Annotated in this window: 24 protein-coding genes; 14 read left to right on the top strand and 10 right to left on the bottom strand. The window is 46.3% G+C overall.

Going from position 1 to position 21584, the window contains the following annotated elements; all coding sequences use genetic code 11:
- Nucleotides 1-76 precede the first annotated feature (76 nt).
- The 5 genes from coaBC (at nucleotide 77) to D9Y29_RS08000 (ending at nucleotide 4295) form a co-directional block, all read left to right on the top strand.
- Entirely contained in the window at nucleotides 77-1273 is a 1197-nt protein-coding gene (coaBC, locus tag D9Y29_RS08020; protein ID WP_127126792.1) for a bifunctional phosphopantothenoylcysteine decarboxylase/phosphopantothenate--cysteine ligase CoaBC, read from the top strand.
- Entirely contained in the window at nucleotides 1266-2186 is a 921-nt protein-coding gene (porD, locus tag D9Y29_RS08015; RefSeq protein ID WP_127126790.1) for a type IX secretion system protein PorD, read from the top strand. The genes coaBC and porD overlap by 8 nt, the downstream gene beginning before the upstream one ends.
- Nucleotides 2183-2848, top strand: a complete 666-nt coding sequence (locus tag D9Y29_RS08010) for a DUF4296 domain-containing protein (protein WP_127126788.1) — start codon at nucleotides 2183-2185, stop codon at nucleotides 2846-2848. The genes porD and D9Y29_RS08010 overlap by 4 nt, the downstream gene beginning before the upstream one ends.
- 62 nt (nucleotides 2849-2910) lie before the next feature.
- Entirely contained in the window at nucleotides 2911-3603 is a 693-nt protein-coding gene (locus D9Y29_RS08005) for a CoA transferase subunit A (protein ID WP_127126786.1), read from the top strand.
- 32 nt (nucleotides 3604-3635) lie between these two features.
- The gene (locus D9Y29_RS08000; RefSeq protein ID WP_127126784.1) at nucleotides 3636-4295 is read left to right on the top strand and encodes a 3-oxoacid CoA-transferase subunit B; all 660 of its coding nucleotides are present in this window, start codon (nucleotides 3636-3638) and stop codon (nucleotides 4293-4295) included.
- A gap of 80 nt (nucleotides 4296-4375) precedes the next feature.
- Here the strand turns inward: D9Y29_RS08000 and D9Y29_RS07995 are convergent, their stop codons facing one another.
- The 5 genes from D9Y29_RS07995 to D9Y29_RS07975 form a co-directional block, all read right to left on the bottom strand.
- On the bottom strand, nucleotides 4376-5056 hold the full coding sequence (locus tag D9Y29_RS07995; protein ID WP_127126782.1) for a hypothetical protein: 681 nt from the start codon (nucleotides 5054-5056) through the stop codon (nucleotides 4376-4378).
- A gap of 43 nt (nucleotides 5057-5099) precedes the next feature.
- Complete coding sequence (locus D9Y29_RS07990) at nucleotides 5100-5756, bottom strand: response regulator transcription factor (protein WP_127126780.1); 657 nt, start codon at nucleotides 5754-5756, stop codon at nucleotides 5100-5102.
- A gap of 57 nt (nucleotides 5757-5813) precedes the next feature.
- Nucleotides 5814-6653 carry a sensor histidine kinase gene (locus D9Y29_RS07985; protein ID WP_127126778.1) on the bottom strand — a complete coding sequence of 280 codons (840 nt, stop codon included), beginning with the start codon at nucleotides 6651-6653 and terminating at the stop codon, nucleotides 5814-5816.
- A 25-nt stretch (nucleotides 6654-6678) separates the two neighbouring features.
- Nucleotides 6679-7158 carry a hypothetical protein gene (locus D9Y29_RS07980; protein ID WP_127126776.1) on the bottom strand — a complete coding sequence of 160 codons (480 nt, stop codon included), beginning with the start codon at nucleotides 7156-7158 and terminating at the stop codon, nucleotides 6679-6681.
- Nucleotides 7159-7450: 292 nt separating this feature from the next.
- Nucleotides 7451-7849, bottom strand: a complete 399-nt coding sequence (locus D9Y29_RS07975; RefSeq protein WP_127126774.1) for a hypothetical protein — start codon at nucleotides 7847-7849, stop codon at nucleotides 7451-7453.
- A gap of 923 nt (nucleotides 7850-8772) precedes the next feature.
- Here D9Y29_RS07975 and D9Y29_RS07970 point away from each other — a divergent pair.
- Nucleotides 8773-9432 carry a response regulator transcription factor gene (locus D9Y29_RS07970; protein ID WP_127126772.1) on the top strand — a complete coding sequence of 220 codons (660 nt, stop codon included), beginning with the start codon at nucleotides 8773-8775 and terminating at the stop codon, nucleotides 9430-9432.
- Between the two features lie 277 nt (nucleotides 9433-9709).
- Here D9Y29_RS07970 and D9Y29_RS07965 read toward each other — a convergent pair whose 3' ends face one another.
- Both D9Y29_RS07965 and D9Y29_RS07960 read right to left on the bottom strand, forming a co-directional pair.
- On the bottom strand, nucleotides 9710-10369 hold the full coding sequence (locus tag D9Y29_RS07965; RefSeq protein WP_127126770.1) for a response regulator transcription factor: 660 nt from the start codon (nucleotides 10367-10369) through the stop codon (nucleotides 9710-9712).
- 6 nt (nucleotides 10370-10375) lie between these two features.
- Nucleotides 10376-11155, bottom strand: coding sequence for a sensor histidine kinase (locus tag D9Y29_RS07960; RefSeq protein ID WP_164735309.1), 780 nt, complete (start codon nucleotides 11153-11155; stop codon nucleotides 10376-10378).
- Nucleotides 11156-12401: 1246 nt separating this feature from the next.
- Here D9Y29_RS07960 and D9Y29_RS07955 point away from each other — a divergent pair.
- The 3 genes from D9Y29_RS07955 (at nucleotide 12402) to D9Y29_RS07945 (ending at nucleotide 15364) form a co-directional block, all read left to right on the top strand.
- The gene (locus D9Y29_RS07955; protein WP_127126766.1) at nucleotides 12402-13079 is read left to right on the top strand and encodes a response regulator transcription factor; all 678 of its coding nucleotides are present in this window, start codon (nucleotides 12402-12404) and stop codon (nucleotides 13077-13079) included.
- Nucleotides 13080-13144: 65 nt separating this feature from the next.
- The gene (locus D9Y29_RS07950; protein WP_127126764.1) at nucleotides 13145-13993 is read left to right on the top strand and encodes an aminotransferase class IV; all 849 of its coding nucleotides are present in this window, start codon (nucleotides 13145-13147) and stop codon (nucleotides 13991-13993) included.
- A gap of 63 nt (nucleotides 13994-14056) precedes the next feature.
- Nucleotides 14057-15364: a cryptochrome/photolyase family protein gene (locus tag D9Y29_RS07945; RefSeq protein ID WP_127126762.1), complete on the top strand. Its 1308-nt coding sequence runs from the start codon at nucleotides 14057-14059 to the stop codon at nucleotides 15362-15364.
- Nucleotides 15365-15503: 139 nt separating this feature from the next.
- Here D9Y29_RS07945 and D9Y29_RS07940 read toward each other — a convergent pair whose 3' ends face one another.
- Both D9Y29_RS07940 and mqnB read right to left on the bottom strand, forming a co-directional pair.
- Entirely contained in the window at nucleotides 15504-16343 is an 840-nt protein-coding gene (locus D9Y29_RS07940) for a 1,4-dihydroxy-6-naphtoate synthase (protein WP_127126760.1), read from the bottom strand.
- A gap of 9 nt (nucleotides 16344-16352) precedes the next feature.
- Entirely contained in the window at nucleotides 16353-17027 is a 675-nt protein-coding gene (mqnB, locus tag D9Y29_RS07935) for a futalosine hydrolase (protein ID WP_127126758.1), read from the bottom strand.
- Between the two features lie 66 nt (nucleotides 17028-17093).
- Here mqnB and D9Y29_RS07930 point away from each other — a divergent pair, with 66 nt between their 5' ends.
- The 5 genes from D9Y29_RS07930 (at nucleotide 17094) to D9Y29_RS07910 (ending at nucleotide 20209) form a co-directional block, all read left to right on the top strand.
- A complete protein-coding gene (locus D9Y29_RS07930) occupies nucleotides 17094-17504 on the top strand; it encodes a 6-pyruvoyl trahydropterin synthase family protein (RefSeq protein WP_127126756.1) in 411 nt (136 codons plus the stop codon).
- 38 nt (nucleotides 17505-17542) lie between these two features.
- The gene (locus tag D9Y29_RS07925) at nucleotides 17543-17962 is read left to right on the top strand and encodes a 6-pyruvoyl trahydropterin synthase family protein (RefSeq protein ID WP_127126755.1); all 420 of its coding nucleotides are present in this window, start codon (nucleotides 17543-17545) and stop codon (nucleotides 17960-17962) included.
- 15 nt (nucleotides 17963-17977) lie between these two features.
- Nucleotides 17978-18574: a GTP cyclohydrolase I FolE gene (gene folE / locus D9Y29_RS07920; protein WP_127126753.1), complete on the top strand. Its 597-nt coding sequence runs from the start codon at nucleotides 17978-17980 to the stop codon at nucleotides 18572-18574.
- 142 nt (nucleotides 18575-18716) lie between these two features.
- Entirely contained in the window at nucleotides 18717-19607 is an 891-nt protein-coding gene (gene fabD, locus D9Y29_RS07915; protein ID WP_127126751.1) for an ACP S-malonyltransferase, read from the top strand.
- 152 nt (nucleotides 19608-19759) lie between these two features.
- Nucleotides 19760-20209, top strand: a complete 450-nt coding sequence (locus tag D9Y29_RS07910; protein WP_127126749.1) for a hypothetical protein — start codon at nucleotides 19760-19762, stop codon at nucleotides 20207-20209.
- A 4-nt stretch (nucleotides 20210-20213) separates the two neighbouring features.
- Here the strand turns inward: D9Y29_RS07910 and D9Y29_RS07905 are convergent, their stop codons facing one another.
- Nucleotides 20214-21563, bottom strand: a complete 1350-nt coding sequence (locus D9Y29_RS07905) for a S41 family peptidase (protein WP_127126747.1) — start codon at nucleotides 21561-21563, stop codon at nucleotides 20214-20216.
- Between the last annotated feature and the right edge of the window lie 21 nt (nucleotides 21564-21584).

Raw genomic sequence — 21584 nt, 5'->3', positions numbered from 1 at the left:
TTTTGTATGAACAAGGCCCCGTAACTTGCTGGACCGCGTATATCGTTACCTGTCAGAAACTTCTTAATTTTAGCCTATGTTCCAGGGAAAGAAAATACTGCTGGCCATTACCGGAAGCATCGCAGCTTATAAATCCATCCTCATCGTCCGCCTGCTCATTAAAGCCGGCGCGGAAGTCCGTGTGGTGCTAACTCCTTCAGCTAAAGATTTCGTTACCCCGCTTACCCTGTCAACTCTTTCAAAACATCCGGTTATTTCAGAGCTGTTCACGGAAGAGGCCTGGAGCAATCACGTAATGCTCGGGCGCTGGGCAGATGTAATGCTTATCGCCCCGCTCAGTTGCAATACGCTCGCAAAAATGGCTACTGGCCAATGTGATAATATCGTACTCGCTACTTATCTCTCGGCCACCTGCCCTGTTGTAGTAGCGCCTGCGATGGATGAGGATATGTGGCATCATCCCACAACACGCGATAACCTGGCACGCCTCGGATCCTTCGGTAATAAGGTGATACCTGTAAACAAAGGCGAGCTTGCCAGTGGCCTGCACGGCGATGGCCGTATGGCCGAACCTGAACACATCCTTCAATACCTGGAAGATCATCTTTTCCAGCGGCAGGACCTTGAAGGGCAACGCGCCCTGGTTACTGCAGGACCTACATACGAACCACTGGACCCGGTTCGTTTTATCGGAAATCACTCTTCCGGTAAAATGGGGATCGCCATTGCAGAAGAACTGGCCCGCAGGGGAGCGGAAGTGCACCTGGTACTCGGTCCCTCTTCTTACACCACTACGGCAAAAGGTATTGAGATACAACGTGTACAAACAGCCGAAGAAATGTACCAGGCCTGCACACTTCACTGGCCATCGGCTTCACTGGCAGTAATGTCCGCTGCTGTGGCCGATTACAGTCCAACCAACTTATCGCAGGAAAAGATCAAAAAGTCGGAAGACAATTTTACTTTGGAATTATCCAAAACGAAAGATATCCTGGCCAGCCTTGGTGCCAGTAAACATAATGGACAGGTACTGGTAGGCTTCGCATTGGAGAACCGTAACGAGAGGGAGTATGCGCAGTCAAAACTTCAAAAGAAGAATGCGGATATGATCGTTCTGAACTCACTCAACGACAATGGCGCCGGTTTCGGATTTGATACCAATAAGGTCACCATCTTCGAGAAAGACGGAAACGAGATCCCCTACGAACGTAAACCCAAAACACAAGTAGCCAGGGATATTGTTGACAGAATTGTAAAAATGCTATATGCGTAAACAGATATTGCTGATACTCACAGTGGCTGTTTTGCCGATCATGATACAGGCGCAGGAGCTCAATGCCCGCGTCAGCATCAATGCCGGCCGCGTGAGCTCACAAACAGACAAGAAAGTGTTCTCCACCCTGCAGAACACCATCAATAATTTTCTCAATAACAGGAAATGGACCAATGAAACTTTTCAGGCCAATGAAAAGATCAATTGCAATTTCCTCGTGAACATCCTGGAAGCACAACCGGGAAATGTATACAAAGCCACACTAACGGTGCAGGCTGCACGACCGGTGTTCAATACCAACTACGAAACACCATTGATCAATTTCCAGGACGATGGCCTTACTTTCCGCTATGTGGAATTCCAGCCCTTCGAGTTCAACGATAATCGTGTGTCAGGCTCAGACCCGCTGGTATCCAACCTCAGCGCTGTGTTTGCGTATTATGTGTACATGATCCTGGGCCTCGATTTCAATTCCTATTCACTTCGCGGCGGCGATCCTTATTTCCAGAAAGCACAGAATGTAGTGAACAATGCTCCGGAAAACAGGGATATTACCGGTTGGAAAGCATTCGACGGATTGCGCAATCGCTACTGGCTGGTGGAGAACCTGGTGAACAACCGCTATAATTCCATTCATGATGCCATGTACAGCTATTACAGACTGGGAATGGACCATATGTATGAGAACGAGAATGAAGGGCGTACAGCAGTACTGAATACCCTCAGCATGCTCAACAGCCTCAATAACGATATCGGCAATACGATGATCATCCCTTTCTTCCTGCAGGGCAAATCCCAGGAACTGATCAAGATCTTCAAAAAAGCCACACCCGAAGAAAAACAGAAAGCACGGGATATCCTCCAGAAGATCGATATCTCCAACGCCAACACCTATAAATCGGAATTGAAATGATGCGTTCACCCTTAGTGAAGCGGAAGAGAGGCAATATCGTATTGATCATAGGAGTAGCCCTGGCGCTGGGTTTCGGCGCCTGCTCTGATAAGAATAAAGTCCCTTCAGGTGTGCTGGACCGTGAGTCGATGCAGGCAGTGATGTGGGATATGATCCTGGCGGATCGCTATGCTATCACCTATTTTCCTTCGGATACCTCCAAACGCAAGGATATCAAAACGGAGACCCTCAAACTCTACGACCAGGTATTCCAGATCCATGATATTACACAGGAAGAATTCCTGAAAAGCTACAGGTTCTATTTGTCGCGCCCGGATATCAGTAAGTCGATGTTCGATTCCATCTATACGCAAGCCAATCGTAAAAGGGATGAAGAGTTGCAGGAACGCCAGCGTGAACAACAGAGAAAAGATTCACTACAGAACCTGAAAATGAAGGACACTGTATACGCTAAATTTTACAGGGACTCTATCGCCAACAAACGGAAAGCTGACTCGGTTGCCAACAAATTGAGAGCAGACTCTATCGCTAAAAATTTAAAGCGTAGTACAGTCAACCCCAAAATAAAACCGGATTCAGCGGACCTGAAACGCAGGAAGGATTCCGTGCTCAACAGGTTACGCAACAAGGCCATGGACCAGCGTTTGAAACCGGCGCCATAAGCCGCTGCTTCCCGCCTCCTGGTTTATCTGTATTTTTACCATCTAAAATTCGCTTGTCAGATATGAATAAAGTTGTTGCAAATGCCGATGAGGCAGTAAAAGATATACAGGACGGAGCCACCATCATGTTGGGTGGCTTTGGTCTTTGTGGTATCCCCGAGAACAGTATTGCGGCGCTGGTGCGCAGTGGGGTGAAGAACCTTACCTGCATCTCCAATAATGCCGGTGTGGATGATTTCGGACTGGGCCTGATGCTGAAGACCCGCCAGATCAAAAAAATGATGAGCTCCTATGTGGGAGAGAATGCGGAGTTTGAGCGCCAGCTCCTCAATGGAGAACTGGAAGTGGACCTTATTCCGCAGGGCACACTCGCAACGCGCATACAGATGGCCGGTATGGGCATTCCCGCTTTTTATACGCCGGCAGGTTATGGAACAGAAATAGCTGCAGGCAAAGAAGTGCGTGAGTTCAATGGAAAGATGTACCTCATGGAACATGCGCTGCATGCGTCTTTCTCCATTGTGAAGGCCTGGAAAGGTGATACCCTGGGCAACCTGGTATTCCGCAAAACCACCCGTAATTTCTCTACTTCCATGGCAAAAGCCGGTGATATCACCATTGCGGAAGTGGAGCAGCTGGTGAAACCCGGAGAGATCGATCCGGATGATGTGCATGTGGCCGGGATCTACGTTCATCGCATCTTCCAGGGCGGTAATTATGAGAAACGGATCGAAAGACGCACGGTAAAGCTCTGACCTGTTCAATTTTTTCATCTTCAAATGCTTTTATGGCTTTAGATAAATTCGGTATTGCAAAACGTATTGCGCAGGAACTGCGCGATGGTATGTATGTTAATCTTGGCATCGGCATCCCCACGCTGGTGAGCAATTATATCCCTGGGGGAATGAGCATCATGCTGCAGTCAGAAAACGGACTGCTCGGTATGGGCCCTTATCCCGACGAAGAGCAAATAGATGCTGACCTGATCAATGCAGGCAAGGAAACAGTTACTACCATTCCCGGCAGCGCTTTTTTCGACAGCGCCGAAAGTTTTGGAATGATCCGCGCCGGGAAGGTTGACCTCACGGTTTTGGGTGCGATGGAAGTTTCTGAGAACGGAGACATTGCCAACTGGAAGATCCCCGGGAAAATGGTGAAAGGGATGGGAGGAGCGATGGACCTGGTGGCCAGCGCCAAGAATATCATCGTAGCGATGATGCATACTAACCCTAAAGGAGAATCGAAAGTACTGCCGGCCTGTACGCTGCCGCTTACAGGAGTGAACTGTGTGAAGCGCATCGTGTCTGACCTGGCTGTGCTGGAAGTAATGCCCGGAGGCGGTTTCAAATTGTTGGAACGTGCTCCTGGCGTGACTGTGGAGGAGATCAAATCGAAAACTGCCGGCAAGCTCATCATCGAAGGAGATATTCCCGAAATGAAGATCTGACGAAAATATTTATGCTGTGCCCAGTCGCTCGCGTCCCCGCGAGTGACTTCTATTTGATCGCCTCCGGCGATCTCGTCCCATCAGTACCTGAACTCTTTAAACCCTGTAGTGTGCTTCACTGCAGGGTTCTTTATTTTGGTGGATGCGGCGATGATGAAGAAAACGCTCCTGATAATGATAACGAGTGATTGCATGATAGCCATTTCCCTTTGCGGCTGTCCGTTCCCGTTGTATGGGACCATTGCCAGCAACAGTTCCATACAGGAGAAGGCGATGGTACCTGCAATGATCCAGAAAAGCGGCAACTGGAAAATGAATACTTCTCCTGATCTAAGTAACTGTATTAAACCTGCAATGGAGGCTGCCAGCAGGATCAGGTTCTGTAAAACCATTATAGTGCTTCCGGAAGACGCGGCACCCGTGATGGCATACACAGTGATGATCACGGAGAGGAATGCGATGGAAAAGATATAGAAGAGATCGCGCTTCCATCTGGGATCTGCCGGAGGTCTGAGCAGGAAGAGCAACAGGATGAATTCACCAAGACTGAAAGCTGCATGTGTGAAGTGGTAGCCGATTTGGTTAGCCGGCATGATTCCCGTGAGCAGCTGGTGCATGAAACTGAGGAGGGAGAACACCATCAGGAAGTTCAGTATATCCGATTGCCACACCCGTCTGAACAGGATGATCAGGGCCGGCGCCAGCGCAGCCAGCATGGCGATGATGCAAAGGGTGTTCTGTATAGTTCCGGCATTTACCATAATGGCTACAAGTCTGTAACCGGGGTTTCATAGAGTAATAAATCTAATCGATCAGGTTGTTTTTTACGGCAAAGAAAACAAGGCCGGCAGTGTTCTTGGAGCCAAAGCGTTCCATCAACCGGTCTTTTATCGCCTCCACAGTTCTGGGGCTCACTTCCAGCTTCTGTGCAATTTCATGCGCTGTGAATTCCATGCAGATGTACTTGATCACATCTCTTTCACGATCGCTCAGGGTGATCTCGCTATTGAGCGTTGGCACTACTTTCTGGCGGGCATGCGATTTTTTCAACAATATCCTGTTCACGAAATTGTTGAGATAATAGCCTTTGCTCATTACTTCCATAATGGCTTTCTTGATCTCGGCAGGATCAGCGCTTTTGAGCAAATATCCGTTGGCGCCGATTTCCATCATATGACTGACGAAGCGCTCATCTTCATACATGGTCAGCGCAATCACATGGATCTGCGGATATTGCCGGGCAATGATCTTGGTGGTTTCAATTCCGTCTTTCAGCGGCATTCTAAGGTCCATCAGAATTACATCAGGCTGCTCCGTCAATCCCGGCAGATTGTCTAACAGTTCCTGCCCGTTCTCCGCCTCCAGCACAAATTTGATATTTGTGTAGGGACGGAGGGAAAGTATCACTCCTTTTCGAAAGATCTTGTGGTCGTCTGCGATAGCAACTTTAATGGGTCCCATTGTTTTTATGATATTGGCAGTCTAAATTTACAGAATGTATGAACATGAACCATTGAATCATTCTGCTACTACTTCTTCCTCAACTCTTGGTATTTCAATGGTTACTTTATAATAGGTTTGAGACATGTCTTTTTCAAAGTAAATTCTTCCGTGCAGGAGCTTGAGGCGGCTCTGGATATTTTTTAGACCCAGGCCCTGGTTGCTTTTGTTGAGTTTCTCGAAATCGCTCTGGGTAATTCCCTTCCCGTCGTGGTGCATCCTGATATACAGCTTGTTTCCGCCGAGATTCTGGGTAACATGAATGAAACTGGCATTGCTGTGTTTGAGGATATTATTCACCAACTCTTGTATAACGCGGAAAATGATCAGCTCCTGGTCCGGATGGAGCCTGTCGCGATAATCATGGAACCTGCAACTGGCGTTCATGCTGCCCGAGCCGCTGATCTTCTGGAAGAGGTCGTTCACGGCAGATTCCAGCCCGAAATTCTTCAGGGTGGGGGGCATGAGGCTATGTGAGATATTCCTGATCAGCTGGATGGTATCATCGATGATCTGCTTGGCATTGTAGATGCTTTGAAGTTGCGAAGTCTTATCGAGGTTTACGAGGTTCTCGTTCAGATACAAGCGGGCGGTGGCGAGGAGTGGGCCTGCATCATCGTGAAGGTCCGCGGCTATGCGCTGGCGTTCTTCTTCCTGCAGGCGGATGGAGGCGTTGAGCAGCATCTTCTGTTGCTCCTGCTCCAGCCGCTGTAACTGAAGCTGGTAGCGGATCACTTTCCGTTGGTGGAAGATGATGAAGACGATAAGGCCGATGGTCAATGCCAACATGCCTACTGTACCAAAGAACAGTACCAGGGAAACGGGGCTATCAGTGCTGCTTATCTGGAGGAAGAGCATGGCCTATGAACAGGTAATTGGTTTTTTATAATGGGTTTAGTGGTGGTGGATCAAAGAGTTGATCCCTGTAATGTTTTTCCTGGGATTGGAGCGTATCGTTCTTTTTGGGCATGATCACGGCAATTCCAAAAAGAATATTCTTAATAATAGTAAATATATAATTTATGACTGACCATTTGGCCCATTCTTCATCACTTAAATTCCTGGAATAGGTAAAAAAGAAGAAAGTTCCCGTGGAATAGATGAGAATGCCTACAATTACCCAGAAAGTGTACGAGGAATAGATGAATACAGATTCGGGTTGATTGATCTCTTTGAAGAAATAGAACAGGCAGAATATGATAAGCAGGAGATATTCCACTGTAATACTCAGTGAGTCAATGGATGATCCCTGTGTTCTGAAGAATTCAAAGAAAGAAAAGGTCAGAAAGAAAGGGGATGCGATCAGTACGATCTTCTTGAAGACGCCTTTCCGCAGGTTGAGCCAGATAAATGCTGAGAACAACAAATATTCGAAAACAGTGAAAACGCTCAGCAGGATATAGATCAGAAAATTGTTCGATTCACTGGTCCGAAGGCTCAGATTGGAAATAGTGAGATCATTCAGAAAAGCGTATCCGCAATAAAATAAAATTACCCTTATCTCTGTTCTTCTGTTTCTTTTAAAGAATATGACGAACAGTAATAAGGGTAATAAGTGGGAATAAATAGTAATATGTTGAAGTAGAGCCTCTATATTTGAACAGCATTTGGGGTCAAATATATAAAAGGCATCATGAAGTTCAAATAAATTCTATTTAATCGACGATCCAGGTGAATGTGTCGGGCTCAGGCGAAGTGGGCGGTGGAGTGCTTGGCCTGCGAACAATACGGTCGGCCACGATGCCTTTGTTGGTTGACAGTTGGCCTTCCTGGTTTACAGTAGCGTACTCGAGGATGGCTTTGCCATCAGCGTCTAAACCTACATAAACCAAAGTTTTTTCGCCCATTTCATTGTAAGCGTTGTAGAACTGAATGCCTACGCAACCAGGTTGAGCAAGGATGTTTTCGATGATGTTACGACCGATTACGTAGCAATAAGCATCCTGAGGATTGGCTGTTTGGTAGTCGTTAACCATTGTAGCTCCGAGCTCGAAGCCGATCTCTTCACCAATAGCCTTGATATCGCGTTTAGTGATGAGTTCGTTTTGCATCATAGTAGTAAGTTTAAGAGGTTTAGAATAGTAGTTCCGAGTGGTAAAAGAACCTCCAAAAAAAAAGGTGGGCAACAGGTAGAAAGGCTCGGTGAAATGGTTTAAATTGCCTGCAATTCAAGCGTGTCGTGGGTTTACGAGAAATTTCAGGGTATTACTACGATATAAAAATGAGTAGAAACTCTGTTTATAGACCGTATTTTTACTATGGTAAAAATCGCAATTTAATCTGGAAAACTTACGAACTCCATCGAGGTTATTCACAAATCATGCCGGATTGTGGAAAAGTATTCCCAAGGTTTTGAGGATCTTAAAAACGGGACTGTTGGAAAGAGGAGGTAGTGGGTATCAAGCTAAATATTGCCATTCAGGCAAAAAAATGATAAACTGGAGTATAAAAGAGGGAGCCGTTTTTTCAAAAGATAATTGGAAAAAAGAAGAAGTTGACTGATATTGGATTTGACACGGCTTTCAGTGGATATTTGGAAATTAGTTTTTGGACGGTAAACTCAGGACATTGGATGATCGAAGAGGTTGCCAATTCTGTACCAATCAACTTCAGCACAAATATATTGTAGTGTATTTCAAGCTACAAGAGCATTATTGCTTGATTTTGGCCGTTCAGTAATTACTTTTAGGTTCGTAGATATTCCAGTACCGGGTGTTGGTAAAATCCCGATACCGTTTCAATAAAACTAACTACCATTGTTACAGGAACCGGCGCCTGTTAAGGATCCGGAGAGAAAGGAAATGGCATGAAGCAGCAACGGCAGCGTTTGCCGTGACAATGGTGTGGCTGATTGAGAGTATCCGGCACGGTGTAATCAACGGATTTTTAACGGGATTTTTCTCCCGGTACAATGATGGTCCACCGGCATCGTTTAGTACGTTACTAACCCAACCAATAAAGTCAAACCTGCCCCGTTATGAGCGCTGAACTGGTAATCAAGGTATCAATAGCCGACGATCACAAGATTTTCCGCGACGGCATTAAGATGGCTCTCAAAGGCAAAGAATATCTGAAGATCCTTTGGGAGGCAGAGGACGGAAAAGACCTGATGCACAAGATGAAGTTGAAAAAGCCGGATGTACTCCTCATGGACATCCGGATGCCGGAGGTGGATGGTGTGAATGCCATCGGCATCCTCCGCAAAGAATACAACGATGTAAAAATCGTAGTACTCACCATGTACGATGATCAGGAAATGATCACCAAAATGATGGAAATGGGCGCCAATGCCTATCTCACCAAAACATCAGATCCGGAAGAAATCTACCAGGCTATCCTTGCCTGCATGAATGAAGACTTCTATTTCAACGATCTTGTTAATAAAGCTGTACTTTCCAAACTTCAAACCAAGAAACAGGTAAGACAATTCTACCCAAATCCCATCAAGTTTTCAGAAAAGGAAATCCGCATTCTCAGGTTGCTGGCGGAAGACAAAACCACGGAAGAGATTTCCAAAGAAGTATTTCTCAGCCCGCGCACAGTTGAAACCATCAGGCAAAATATGAAATCCAAAGTTGGAGCAAAAACCATTGCCGGATTGATCATGTATGGCATGCGCAATAAGTTGATCGATTAAAAACCGGAGCCGGCACCTTGGCCAGGTTACACAGTTGATAAGCCGCCCGCACAGATCGGCTCACCAATCTGTCTGAATAACTATGCCATTTTCCTGAACCTGCTGATCAGGACCTGTCTTCATTACCGGTAACGACGCAATAATAAAGCAGCGTCCTTTCCGGCTGTTCCTGAAGCAGGCATAGTTTCTTCTAAGCCTTGCCAGGTGCAGGCTTCCGGAGCTCTCATTGGGAGGGATTAATATTACATGGACAAACTAGAAAGCAAAAAGCTATCCGTCAGATATGGACGATACCGCTGCGGATGGCATACATAGCCAGTCCAACGCGGTTCTTCACTCCCAAACGGATGAACAGATTATCCCTGATCGTATCAAGTGCGCGCATTGGGATGCTCATGATGGAAGAAATGGCTTTGTAGGTTGCTTCTGAAGTGATCAGCTTCAGGAACTCAACCTCCTGGTCTGTCAATGTTCTTTTACCGAGCAATTCATCGCGGAATGGACTGCGATAAGTAGTGGTGATCCTTCCCGCTGTGTCGTTCGAATGATAAAAGCCTTCTTCCATCACAGTCTGCATTGCCAGCTTCAACTCAGCAAGGTCCGCATCCTTACGGACAAATCCTCTTGCTCCTGCATGTAAGAAGCGGATCAGGAAAGAGTCGGAATTATAGATGCTAAACATCAGCACACGGATACCCGGATAATTATTCATAAGATATTTTGCGGTAGCATACCCGTCTATTTCAGGCATGTTCTGGTCCAGTAGTATCAGATCAGGTATATTGCCTGCATCAAGTTGTTTCAATACTTCGGCACCGTCTCCTGCTTCCAGTACAACTGAGAATCCGCCGAATGAATTGATCATCATTGCAACGCCCTGACGCATAATGCTGTGATCGTCTGCGATACCAACAGTATAGATAGTATTTGATTTCATGGTTTATTAGTTGATAGGTATTGAAATGGCAATGGTGGTCCCTTTGGGTTGATTGCTGGTTATAGTGCAGCAACCCTGCAACAACTCCGCACGTTTATGCAGATTTGCCAACCCGTTGCCCATTACTTTTTTTTCCAGCGCTGCACCAATCCCAATACCGTCATCACAGACCTGAAGATCCAAACGGTTGTCTGAGAACCTGAGCTGGATATCCACTATCCTGGCTTTAGCATGCTTGATCACATTATTGATGGATTCCTGGATCATTCGCAGTACGGCAATCTCTTTGGAAGGCTCGAAGGTTTTCTCTTCACCTTCCACATGTAATGAGATCTGCAAATGGTCCAATTGATTGATCCTTTCAACTTCCTGTTGAAGGGCATTCACCAGGCCCTGATCTTCCAGTACATCACCATTCATACTGTGACTGATATGACGGAGTTGGTCCATAGCCCGGCTGAGCATTCCCATAGACCCTTTGAGGTAGCGGGCTTCATCTGGGTCCTGTCTTGGTTTGAGCCGGTAGAGAAAATGCTTGACGGCGGTGAGTGTAAGCCCAACATTGTCATGTATCTCTCTTGAGATCATGCGGAAAATTGCTTCCTGTGCGCGCATTTCCGTGTTGAGCAACTGGATCCTGAAAACGGAAACAAAGCTGCGTGCCGACCAATGGAACCAGGAATGTTTCTTCCGGAACTGAAGTGTGATGGTAATCAGTAAGAGTACAATGAATACCAGCATGCTCATGGCGCTGGTAACAAAAAAACTGATGAAGAGTTGGTTCATACAGATTTGGTTTTTGGTGATGGATTTATTCAATGGGATTTCTGCCGGTTCAGTATGAAGGGTTGAGTGGAAGTTGAGCGCAATAATAAGCACAGCATTGTTATGGTTAATTCTGCTGTATTGACGTAGCATCCTTAAAGAATAAGTCCATGGGTCCGGGTAGACCCATGGAACTTAACGGGGGAGAGCTGTTAATAGGTGGGAAAAGGCTCTCCTGGCAGCAAACATCGAGTAGCACGGAAAGGGCCGGGGTATTGCTGGCAGAGCAACTAAGACGTTTTAAAGAAAAAATTATCCGGATGTATGATGCAGAAGGATCAGTGACCATCTTACAAGGTTTAATGTCATTTATGCAACATAACGGTGATGTGCATACGAAAAATGTGTACTGATCAAAAGTAAGAGGAGATGAATAAGCAGCAAGGGGAAAAAAAACGGGATTTTGCGTTTTTTTTCCCCTTGCTAATTGAGAAGAATTTTGTAAGGGAAATGTGCAGGTTAAGAAACTAACCAGAACCTTAGCCAAATGACGGGGATGGGAAATTTAGTAACAGGACCGGGCTAATGCACCAGGATAGGGACCGTTGAAAGGTTTCAGAAAGGAAAGGTTCAGAACGAAGGCGGTCTGAATAAAATTATGAAAAAATATAATGCAAAATGCAGTCGGGGAGCTTATGGGGAAAAGTTACAGGATGGCAGGTTGCTGTTGAATATCACCATGATTATGAAAAACCCAGATGATTAATTCGGTAATGAAATAAATGGAAAACAGGAAGGTGAAAAGGGGAACAATGAATATCAGCCAGGAAATAAAAAGAAAGAAAGTTGATTGACATTGGATTTTGCCGGCTTCATAGATATTGGAATACTTTTCTGGACGGTTATTATAAGGACATTGGATGGTGTGAGGTTGCTAATCCTCGTCAATCAACTTGTATAACAAAAATACTTGTGGATAACTATGTGCACAAGAGCAGATTTGCTTCATTTTCAAAATACGGTATTTACCAACCGCATTAGAAAATTTCCATTGTTGACTTCGTAAAACAACGTTTTTGTATCGTAGATTTCCTGTTTATAAATAGTTTCCTGTATATTCCGAAATAGTATAATTTCGTAAATCTGCTATAGTAATTGTCACGAAAAATTATCATTTTGAGCACGGTTAGAACCAGGTGTTCAACCCCTCAGTTTGATGCCTTATCAAACTAAACCTGGAACTCAATATTAAATACAATAGAACCGTATGAAAAAACCAGATGGAGAAAGGCTCATAAGAGTAGCAATTGCGGATGATCACGCCCTTTTCAGGGCAGGCGTTAAAACGGCCCTGTCGGCTAAAAAAGATGTGGAACTCATTGCGGAAGCAGACAATGGCATGCAACTGATCAATCTGTTGAAACACATAGAGCCCGATGTTATTCTCCTTGATATCCAGATGCCTATCATGGATGGCATCCAAACACTTCCAGAGATCAGGAAGGTTCGCCCCGAAGCAAAAGTGATTGTGCTCTCCATGCACAATGATCACTCCATGATCAGTAAGCTCATGGAGATCGGCGCCAATTCTTATCTCACCAAAAACTCCGACTCGGAAACCATTTACCAGGCTATCAAAACCTGTTTCGAGCAGGAATTCTTCTTCAATGAGCTCACCAATAAAGCACTCCTCACGGGACTTCGCACCAAACGAACGGACCTTGCCGGTCCGCAGGATGCGAATCTTTCCGATAAGGAAATGCGTGTGCTGAAGCTCATGTGCGAAGAGAAAACCACCAAGGAGATCGCTGATATTGTGGAAATAAGCCCTCGTACGGTGGAAGCGATCCGTGATAAATTAAAAACCAAAACAGGGGCTAAATCAATGGCTGGCCTGGTGATGTATGCAGTGAAGAATGGCATCATCGATCAGAACGGCAATTAATATTACTTGTTGCGGGTTGCTGTACCACAGTGATCCCAACTGTGAACAGTCACCCGCAACCATTCATGTCAACATTCGATTATTACAACGGCTCTTTCATTCCCGCCGGTTCTCCTGTGATCAGCGCCAATAGCCGCGCGCTTCGATATGGCGATGGACTCTTCGAAACCTTTAAGCTCCTCGATAACAGGCTGCTACTTGCAGATGCCCATTTCGACCGTCTCTTTCACGGGCTTACCCTGCTTCAATTCGAGATACCCAAACATTTTACCCGTGGGTTCATTACGGAAAATATCCTGCAGCTTGTTCGCAGGAACAAAACTGAAAAAGCTGCCCGCATCCGATTAAACATACTAAGGTCAAACGGCGGCCCCTATGACCCTGAAAGCATGCAGCCTCAGTTGCTCATCCAATGCTGGCCATTACAGGAACATGCGCTGCAACTCAATCAAAATGGTTTGCAGACCGGCATCTATGCCGATGCAAGAAAAACATGCGACGCTTTCGCCAATCTCAAATCGAACAATTATCTTCCTTACCTGATGGCAGCACAGTTTGCAAAACGGAATCAGCTCAATGATGCTGTTTTGTTGAACGTTTTTGACCGGATCTGCGATGCAAGCATCGCAAATATTGCCTGGGTCAAAAATGGAACGATCTTTACTCCGCCTTTGTCTGAAGGCTGTGTGGCCGGCGTGATGCGCCGTTATCTCCTGGAACAATGCGAACGCATTACAGGGCTAACGATGAAAGAACAGGCCGGCACTGCAGAGGATCTTGCAGAAGCCGACGAAGTTTTCCTTACCAATGCCATCAGCGGGATCCGCTGGGTGGCCCAGTGCGGGGAAAAGAAATACGGTCATTCACTCACCACACAGCTCTATGATCAGCTGATCAGGCCATTGCATCATTAAAACATTATAGCTGCATCAACCATTCATCTTCCATGAGATGAAACTGTCAATCGCATTTGTTGTATGAAGAAACTAAATGTTTTCTGGTTTCGCCGCGACCTTCGTCTTGATGACAATGCCGGCCTCTATCATGCCCTCAGGCAGGCTGAACCTGTATTGCCTGTATTCATCTTCGATACCAATATTCTCGATCAGCTGGGGAATAAACAAGATAGCAGGGTTGCATTCATTCATGCCGCATTGCAGGGCATGCAGGAGCAGTTGCTGGAGCAGGGTTCTGCATTGCAGGTAATGCATGACACTCCACTGAATGCATTCGCACAGTTGTTGAAGCACTATCCTGTTGCCGCCGTATACACCAATCATGATTATGAACTCTACGCAAAAGACAGGGATGAAGCGGTTCGCATCTTACTGAACGAACAAAATATTCCGCTTCATACATTCAAAGACCAGGTGATCTTTGAAAAGAACGAAGTAGTGAAAGACGATGGAAAACCTTACACCGTATTCACGCCCTACAGTAAACGATGGCTGGCCACGCTGAATGATTATTACGGGCAGTCTTATCCCAACAGAAAATATTTTTCCAACTTTTTTAAGCAGGAAGCAATTGCTATTCCTTCATTGAGGAAGATCGGGTTTAAAGAGTCGGATCAATCATTTCCTGCAACTGTGCTGAAGAAGTCGATCATCCGGCGATACGGGGAACAGCGCGATATCCCTGCGTTACAGGGCACTACTCATTTAGGCGTTCACCTGCGTTTCGGTACCGTGAGTATTCGCAAAGTGTTACAACAGACAATGCCATTGAGCGCCACTTTTGTGAATGAACTGATCTGGCGCGATTTCTTCCAGATGATCTGCTGGAATTTCCCGCATGTAGCACAAGGAAAGGCTTTCAGACCAGCGTATGATCTGATCCACTGGCGCAATAATGAAAAGGAATTTGAAAGATGGTGTGCAGGCGCAACAGGTTATCCCATTGTAGATGCCGGCATGCGTGAGCTTAATGCAACGGGCTTCATGCATAATCGTGTGCGCATGATCGTGGCATCATTCCTGTGCAAGCATTTGCTGATCGATTGGCGATGGGGAGAAGCCTACTTTGCGGAGAAATTACTGGATTACGAATTCGCGTCCAACAATGGTAACTGGCAATGGGCGGCAGGAAGCGGTTGTGATGCAGCACCTTATTTCCGTGTATTCAATCCCGCATTACAGGCAAAGAAATTTGATCCGGAATTGAAATATGTAAGAAGATGGGTTCCTGAGCTGGATGATTTCGGTTATCCCGAACCGATAGTTGATCATGAGTTTGCAAGAAAACGTTGCCTGGAAGTGTACAGCAAGGCGTTGAAGAGGGAGTGATGCAAAACCGGGGAGCAGTCGCTCGCGTCCCCGCGAGTGACGGTTATTCCGTCGCCTCCGGCGACACGGTGTTCGCCGGAGGCGAACGAATATGAATCACTCGCCGGAGGCGAGCGATTGCCAGCACACGGAAAAATTGTTACAGGTTATTCTCCAAAAACATCTCCGCTCCATTCACAGGAGTCTGGTGCAGGTTACCATAAATATCCAGGAATTTCTTTACGGCTGATCTGCCATCCGGGCCCAGGTCCAGCGAATAATCATTTACATACAGATCGATATGCTGGCGCATCACGGCCTCACTCATTTCCTGCGCGTGCTGTTTTACATAATCCGTTACAACGGGATAATGCGCAAATGAGTATTCAAGGCTCTTTCTGATGAGGCTGTCTGCACGTCGTTGCAGAACAGGATCGATATTGCGTTTGATCACGATGCCGCCTAATGGAATAGGATTGCTGGTAGTGGTTTCCCAGTATTCTCCGAGGTCTGCGAGTTTTAGTAATCCTTTATCCTTGTATGTAAAACGATTCTCGTGAATGATCACACCGGCATCTACCTGTCCACTCAAAATGGCATCTTCAATTTCAGAAAAGAGCAGGAATTTCTTTTTCCTCGCCTGCGGATAGGCGAGTGAGAAAAGCATATGTGCAGTGGTTTGTTCTCCGGGAATGGCAACGGTCATTTCCTCCACCGGTTTCACTTCTCCGTCATTGCGGGTAATGAAGAGCGGTCCAACGCCTTTGCCAAGTGCACCACCTGCATTGAGTACGATATAATCCTTAATGATCAGCGGGAGTACACCATAACTGATCTTGGTGATATCCAGCTGTCCTTGTAATGCCCATTCGTTGAGGGTTTGCACATCTTCAAGTACCGGTTCCACTTCCAAACCCTCCGTATCGATCTTCTTATTCACCAGTGCATCGAAGATGAATGTATCATTCGGGCAGGGAGAAAAGCCAAGCGTAAGTTTCATGTTGATCAGTTATTGTTCACTAAATAATTCCGGTTCCTGCAGTATGTTGATCAGTTGCTGGTTGAGCAGATGGATGGACTCTTTCATCAGCCAGTTCTTTTTATCCCTTTCGCCCACCATATTGCTGACGGCCCTCAATTGCAGGAATGGGATTTTTTGCTGAAGCGCCACGTAATGGAATGCAGCGCCTTCCATAGATTCAACAATTGCGGAATACTTTTGTTGCAGGATGCGGATGCGTTGAGGCGAAGTAGTGATCTCGTTAATGGTAACCGCTTTCACAAAAGGCAGCCCGAGATGGGCCCAATACGATGTATATGGATTGAGCAATGCGGTATCTGTAAAAGGGAATACGGCTGCCTGCTGAAGGTTCATATCGAATACATCCTTGAAATTCCCATCTTCTTCCACGCCAAGATCACCAAATGATTCTTCCTGAACAATTGCAATTGTGCCCGGGGGACAGTTGAGGGAAAAGCTGCCTGCGATACCGGCCTGGACCATTGCATCGGGTCTTTGCTGTTGAATGGCATGCATCAGGTGGTAAGTAGTTTGCATACTGCCGATGCCGGTGATTACTGCATTTACAGTTATTCCTGCTTCTGTGCGGAACTCATTTTTTTGCAGCCATTCCAGTGCAGGTGCAATTTCCAGCGGAGTGGCGGAAACCAGCATTATTTCCATGCTGGCAAAGATAGGAGATGTAAACCCATTAAATTGTACCTTTGCGCGGCAATTTAATTATGATCTATGGTGTATCTGACTCGTGTTGAACACTTTAATGCCGCTCACAAGCTATATAACCCCGCCTGGAGCAAAGAAAAGAATGAAGAAGTTTTTGGCAAATGCGCCAATGAACATTGGCATGGTCACAATTATGAATTGCTGGTCACCATCAAAGGCAAGCCTGATCCCGATACCGGATTCCTGTATGATGTGAAGCAGTTGAGCAAACTAATACAGCAATTTGTGCTGGACAAGCTGGACCATAAGAATCTCAATATGGACGTTGAGTTCATGCAAGGGCAGCTCTGTTCTACGGAAAACCTGGCCATTGCCATCTGGCAGCAGTTGCAGCCGCATTTGCCCCCTGCTGTAAAACTGCATTGCATCAAACTGTACGAAACACCCAGGATTTTTGTTGAATACTTTGGCGAATAAGCCAAACTTTTTAAAGCAATTATCGTAATACATTTGATATGAGCAGGAAAGTAGCCGTATTCCGGAAAGAACATTTCAATGCAGCCCACAGGCTGTACAATCCCGCATGGGATATGGCAAAGAATGATGCCGTATTCGGTAAATGCAATAATCCTAATTTTCACGGGCACAATTATGAACTGGTAGTGAAAGTGGTGGGGGAGCCTGATCCTGAAACCGGCTATGTGATGGACCTCAAAATCCTGAGCGATCTTATCCGCGATGAAGTGCTTGAACATTTCGATCACCGGAACCTTAACCTTGATACGCCTTTTTTCAAAGACAGTAATCCGACAGCTGAAAATATCTGCATCGTGATCTACGAATTGCTGCGCGCAAAGATCGATCTCAAATTCGATCTGCAGGTCCGTCTCTATGAAACAGAGCGGAACTTCGTGGAATACCCGGTGAACAACTAACAAAAAACTGTTATAATGGCTTACAAGAAAACAGAACAATACGAAGATAAGATCACTTCAGGGCTGATTGAAAACTACCGTGAGGTGTTGAATCTTCTGGGTGAGGACCCGAAGCGCGAAGGACTGGAGAAGACTCCCGAAAGAATGGCAAAAGCCATGCAATACCTTACACAGGGGTACCAGCTGGATGCCAATGCCATCCTCGCCAGTGCTATGTTCCGTGAAGAAGTAAGCGAAATGATCGTTGTAAAAGACATCGAGCTGTACAGCATGTGCGAGCACCACCTGCTGCCATTCTTCGGTAAAGCTCATGTTGCGTATATCCCTAACGGTCATATCACCGGGCTGAGCAAGATCGCACGCGTGGTGGACGTTTTCTCCAGGAGACTGCAGGTGCAGGAAAGATTGACCACCCAGATCCTGGATGCTATCAAAACAACGCTTCGTCCACTGGGCGTAGCCGTGGTGATTGAAGCCTCCCATCTTTGTATGATGATGCGTGGCGTACAGAAGCAAAACTCTGTTACCACTACTTCCGCTTTCTGGGGAGAATTCGAAAAGAGCGAAACACGCAGCGAGTTCACCAAACTGATCTCCTCCAGATTACACTAGGAATTTTTGTCTGCAGCTGACCTGTTCCGGGGAATCCACGCAGGACCTGCTGTTGCAAAGAACCGGATTTTCGTATGCTACAAAGATTTTGGTTTTATAATTCCTTTATGGCATTTTTGTCTGTCTAAACCCCAGGTAACTTATGAAGCATGCTTTTGTGTTTCCCGGTCAAGGATCACAATTCCCGGGTATGGGAAAAGAACATTATAATTTGAGCGTTTTTGCCAAGAAGCTGTTTGAGCAGGCCAATGAGATAGTTGGCTTTCGCATTTCCGACATCATGTTTGAAGGAACTGAGGAAGATCTGCGCCAGACGAAAGTAACACAGCCTGCGGTTTTCCTGCATTCTGTGATCGCTTTTAAGGGCATTGAGTCCGTTAAGCCGGAAATGGTAGCAGGTCATTCACTCGGTGAGTTTTCTGCATTGGTGGCTAATGGTGTGCTGAGCTTTGAAGATGGTCTCAAACTGGTGAGCATCCGCGCACAGGCCATGCAGAAAGCCTGTGAACTGCAGCCCTCCACTATGGCTGCAGTGCTGGGACTGGATGATGCAAAAGTAGAAGAAGTATGTGCTGCCGTTGCCGCCGAAACCGGCGAAGTGGTGGTGCCCGCCAATTACAATTGCCCCGGTCAGCTGGTGATCAGCGGAACTGTCAAAGGAATTGAAGTGGCTTGTGAAAGAATGAAAGCTGCCGGAGCCAAACGCGCTCTGGTACTGCCGGTAGGCGGCGCCTTCCATTCTCCATTGATGGCGCCGGCCCGCGAAGAACTGAAAACCGCGATCGAAACCACTACCTTCTACAATCCTACCTGCCCTGTTTACCAGAATGTGGCGGCCAAAGCGGTAATGGACAGGGAAGAGATCAAAAAGAACCTCATCGATCAACTTACCGGCGCTGTTCGCTGGACGCAGAGCGTTCAGGCGATGATCGCAGATGGCGGTAACCGCTTCACAGAAGTGGGACCCGGCAAAGTATTGCAGGGATTGATCAACAAAATCGACAAAACTGTCACTACCGAAGGCGTAGCCTAAATGACTTATTGATATTTGTCAAATTTTGACGCCTAAAACAACGTTTTTATCCCAAAAACGGGTCAACTGTATAAACCTTGTGGTTATGCGGTTGACCTGTTTCCATTTTGGAACGGCAGCATAACTGCAGGGGGAGAATAAAAACTTAGATATTGATGAGGTTGATGTATTTCTTAATAACGGTGCTGGCGTTTGTTACGGCTTGTAAAAAAGATAAGTCGGAACCGGAACTCCAGATCTATGATGTGAATGGCCCCTACGCAGGTGTATGGGTGGAGAGCAGTATGCAAAAGGATACGCTCAATTTCAATGCCCCCAAAGTTATGTTGGAACAACTTCCCTGGAGGCCGCCTTCCAATGCAGGCGTATTCATTATGGGATCGGAAGCGTTTAAAGCCGGGGACGGAAGCAATCGATCTCCCGGTGGTGTATATGCATATTATCGGAAGAACGATAGCCTCTACGTTTATAATTACTATAATTCCAATAGTTACACTGGCTATGAGTTCAAGGTGGATCCGGCAGAAAAGACCATCATTATCGGTCGTTTTTATGAACGTCCCGGTCTTACAGATCTGCTTAAATTCCGCCAGATCCGTTAATTGTTTAGTGTAAGTTCTTTGGTAAGGCCACGGCGCCCCTGAAGCGTTTTGCTCCCAGCAGATCATTGCTGGTTTCTGTTTGCGGCTCCAATTGCCTAATGCCATTAGGTTCTACCACTCTTGCATATGCGCCGGTACTGATGTACTTGAGGGCTGCTGCCAGGCAGCTTTCTGTAATATCTCCCCAGGCTTTGTCAAGCCCGTCACCAACCTGGTGGTTCAGGGTAAATCCATCAAAATAATTTCCTTGTCCATTCTTGTTCACGGTTCGGAAAGAAACCGGGAAAATATACCAGTCCATTACAGGAATGGGGAAGTAGCCTACGGGTTTCCCATGCGTTCTGGTGGGACCTACCAATTGCACATTGAGATAGGGTTTCAGACTATTGATGAGCAATTCACTTGCAGAAGCCGTGTTCTGACTAACGATCACGAATAGCCTGTCCAGGTCAAGGGAACCTTTCCTGCTGAATCTTGAAGTGGAATTATAATTGGAGTATTTATTGTTGAATTTTTGCTCTTCCATGATCTGGCCGTTGGCATCTGGCGGCGCCAGGTAATTGGCCAGTTCATCCTGCAAAAGCACATACCCGCCACCGTTATAGCGGAGGTCCAGCACCACATCACTCACACCGGCTGTGGTGAACTTGTTGAAGATGCGTGCGAATTCGTTCTTGATCTTTGTTGTATCACCGAGGAAGGAGTTGAAAACAAGGTAACCGGTTTTGGTAGCGCCGGTTGTATAGATGGTATCCAGGATGATCGGTTGTTCCAGGTAGGTAGCGGCTGTGAGTGCAACCGTGGTGTCTGCCTTTCCCTCCCTGCCGAGTAAGAGCGTAACACTGGTACTGTTGAAAATGGCGTTTGATACGAAATTGATATTGCTGGTGCTGATATTGGAACTGTTGTTGATTTGTTTGATCTGCCAGCTGCGTTTGATATTGGCTTTACCTGCCGGAGAGGCGGGCTCCACAAAGCTTACACGGAGATCATTGGAGTTATAATAAAAGATACCCAGTCCAAAATCGCTGCTGATGCCCTGGCTGAGATCGTCCCATACGTTTTTGGTAACGGCAAAGCTCCACCTGTCTACCGGATCAGTGAATCCGGGCTCGATACTATAATCCCTGATTGCTTCCATGATGGCGTCGGGATCTGCATAATTCCTGGCTTTGAAAGAAGAGGGGATCTTATCGTACCACAAATAAATATCACGTGCGTATAAAATGGTGGAATCTTTGAGGCGATCGCTATTGTTGGATCCGCCTCCGTTTCCGTCTCCGCTGCTTTTCTTGCAGGCGGGAAGGTGAATGGCGAAGGAGAAGATGATCGCCAGGAAAATGATTTGTCTCATGGTAACAGAGTTTCTGTTCCA

The sequence above is a fragment of the Pseudoflavitalea rhizosphaerae genome (assembly GCF_003991355.1).
In the GTDB taxonomy this organism is placed as follows: Bacteria; Bacteroidota; Bacteroidia; order Chitinophagales; family Chitinophagaceae; genus Pseudobacter; species Pseudobacter rhizosphaerae.
This window is presented reverse-complemented; position numbering and strand designations above follow the sequence as displayed.

What these genes read in the sequence shown, in the direction of transcription:
- D9Y29_RS07985 (WP_127126778.1), bottom strand. Translation starts at nt 6,653, where the DNA reads ATGCTCTTCCTCCAGATAAGCAGCACTGATAGCCCCGTTTCCCTGGTA.
- D9Y29_RS07975 (WP_127126774.1), bottom strand. Translation starts at nt 7,849, where the DNA reads ATGATGCAAAACGAACTCATCACTAAACGCGATATCAAGGCTATTGGT.
- D9Y29_RS07950 (WP_127126764.1), top strand. Translation starts at nt 13,145, where the DNA reads ATGTCAACATTCGATTATTACAACGGCTCTTTCATTCCCGCCGGTTCT.
- D9Y29_RS07970 (WP_127126772.1), top strand. Translation starts at nt 8,773, where the DNA reads ATGAGCGCTGAACTGGTAATCAAGGTATCAATAGCCGACGATCACAAG.
- D9Y29_RS07990 (WP_127126780.1), bottom strand. Translation starts at nt 5,756, where the DNA reads ATGGGACCCATTAAAGTTGCTATCGCAGACGACCACAAGATCTTTCGA.
- D9Y29_RS07905 (WP_127126747.1), bottom strand. Translation starts at nt 21,563, where the DNA reads ATGAGACAAATCATTTTCCTGGCGATCATCTTCTCCTTCGCCATTCAC.
- D9Y29_RS08005 (WP_127126786.1), top strand. Translation starts at nt 2,911, where the DNA reads ATGAATAAAGTTGTTGCAAATGCCGATGAGGCAGTAAAAGATATACAG.
- D9Y29_RS07940 (WP_127126760.1), bottom strand. Translation starts at nt 16,343, where the DNA reads ATGAAACTTACGCTTGGCTTTTCTCCCTGCCCGAATGATACATTCATC.
- D9Y29_RS07930 (WP_127126756.1), top strand. Translation starts at nt 17,094, where the DNA reads ATGGTGTATCTGACTCGTGTTGAACACTTTAATGCCGCTCACAAGCTA.
- D9Y29_RS07960 (WP_164735309.1), bottom strand. Translation starts at nt 11,155, where the DNA reads ATGAACCAACTCTTCATCAGTTTTTTTGTTACCAGCGCCATGAGCATG.
- porD (WP_127126790.1), top strand. Translation starts at nt 1,266, where the DNA reads ATGCGTAAACAGATATTGCTGATACTCACAGTGGCTGTTTTGCCGATC.
- D9Y29_RS07955 (WP_127126766.1), top strand. Translation starts at nt 12,402, where the DNA reads ATGAAAAAACCAGATGGAGAAAGGCTCATAAGAGTAGCAATTGCGGAT.
- D9Y29_RS07925 (WP_127126755.1), top strand. Translation starts at nt 17,543, where the DNA reads ATGAGCAGGAAAGTAGCCGTATTCCGGAAAGAACATTTCAATGCAGCC.
- D9Y29_RS07965 (WP_127126770.1), bottom strand. Translation starts at nt 10,369, where the DNA reads ATGAAATCAAATACTATCTATACTGTTGGTATCGCAGACGATCACAGC.
- coaBC (WP_127126792.1), top strand. Translation starts at nt 77, where the DNA reads ATGTTCCAGGGAAAGAAAATACTGCTGGCCATTACCGGAAGCATCGCA.
- D9Y29_RS07945 (WP_127126762.1), top strand. Translation starts at nt 14,057, where the DNA reads ATGAAGAAACTAAATGTTTTCTGGTTTCGCCGCGACCTTCGTCTTGAT.
- mqnB (WP_127126758.1), bottom strand. Translation starts at nt 17,027, where the DNA reads ATGGAAATAATGCTGGTTTCCGCCACTCCGCTGGAAATTGCACCTGCA.
- fabD (WP_127126751.1), top strand. Translation starts at nt 18,717, where the DNA reads ATGAAGCATGCTTTTGTGTTTCCCGGTCAAGGATCACAATTCCCGGGT.
- D9Y29_RS08010 (WP_127126788.1), top strand. Translation starts at nt 2,183, where the DNA reads ATGATGCGTTCACCCTTAGTGAAGCGGAAGAGAGGCAATATCGTATTG.
- D9Y29_RS07995 (WP_127126782.1), bottom strand. Translation starts at nt 5,056, where the DNA reads ATGGTAAATGCCGGAACTATACAGAACACCCTTTGCATCATCGCCATG.
- D9Y29_RS08000 (WP_127126784.1), top strand. Translation starts at nt 3,636, where the DNA reads ATGGCTTTAGATAAATTCGGTATTGCAAAACGTATTGCGCAGGAACTG.
- folE (WP_127126753.1), top strand. Translation starts at nt 17,978, where the DNA reads ATGGCTTACAAGAAAACAGAACAATACGAAGATAAGATCACTTCAGGG.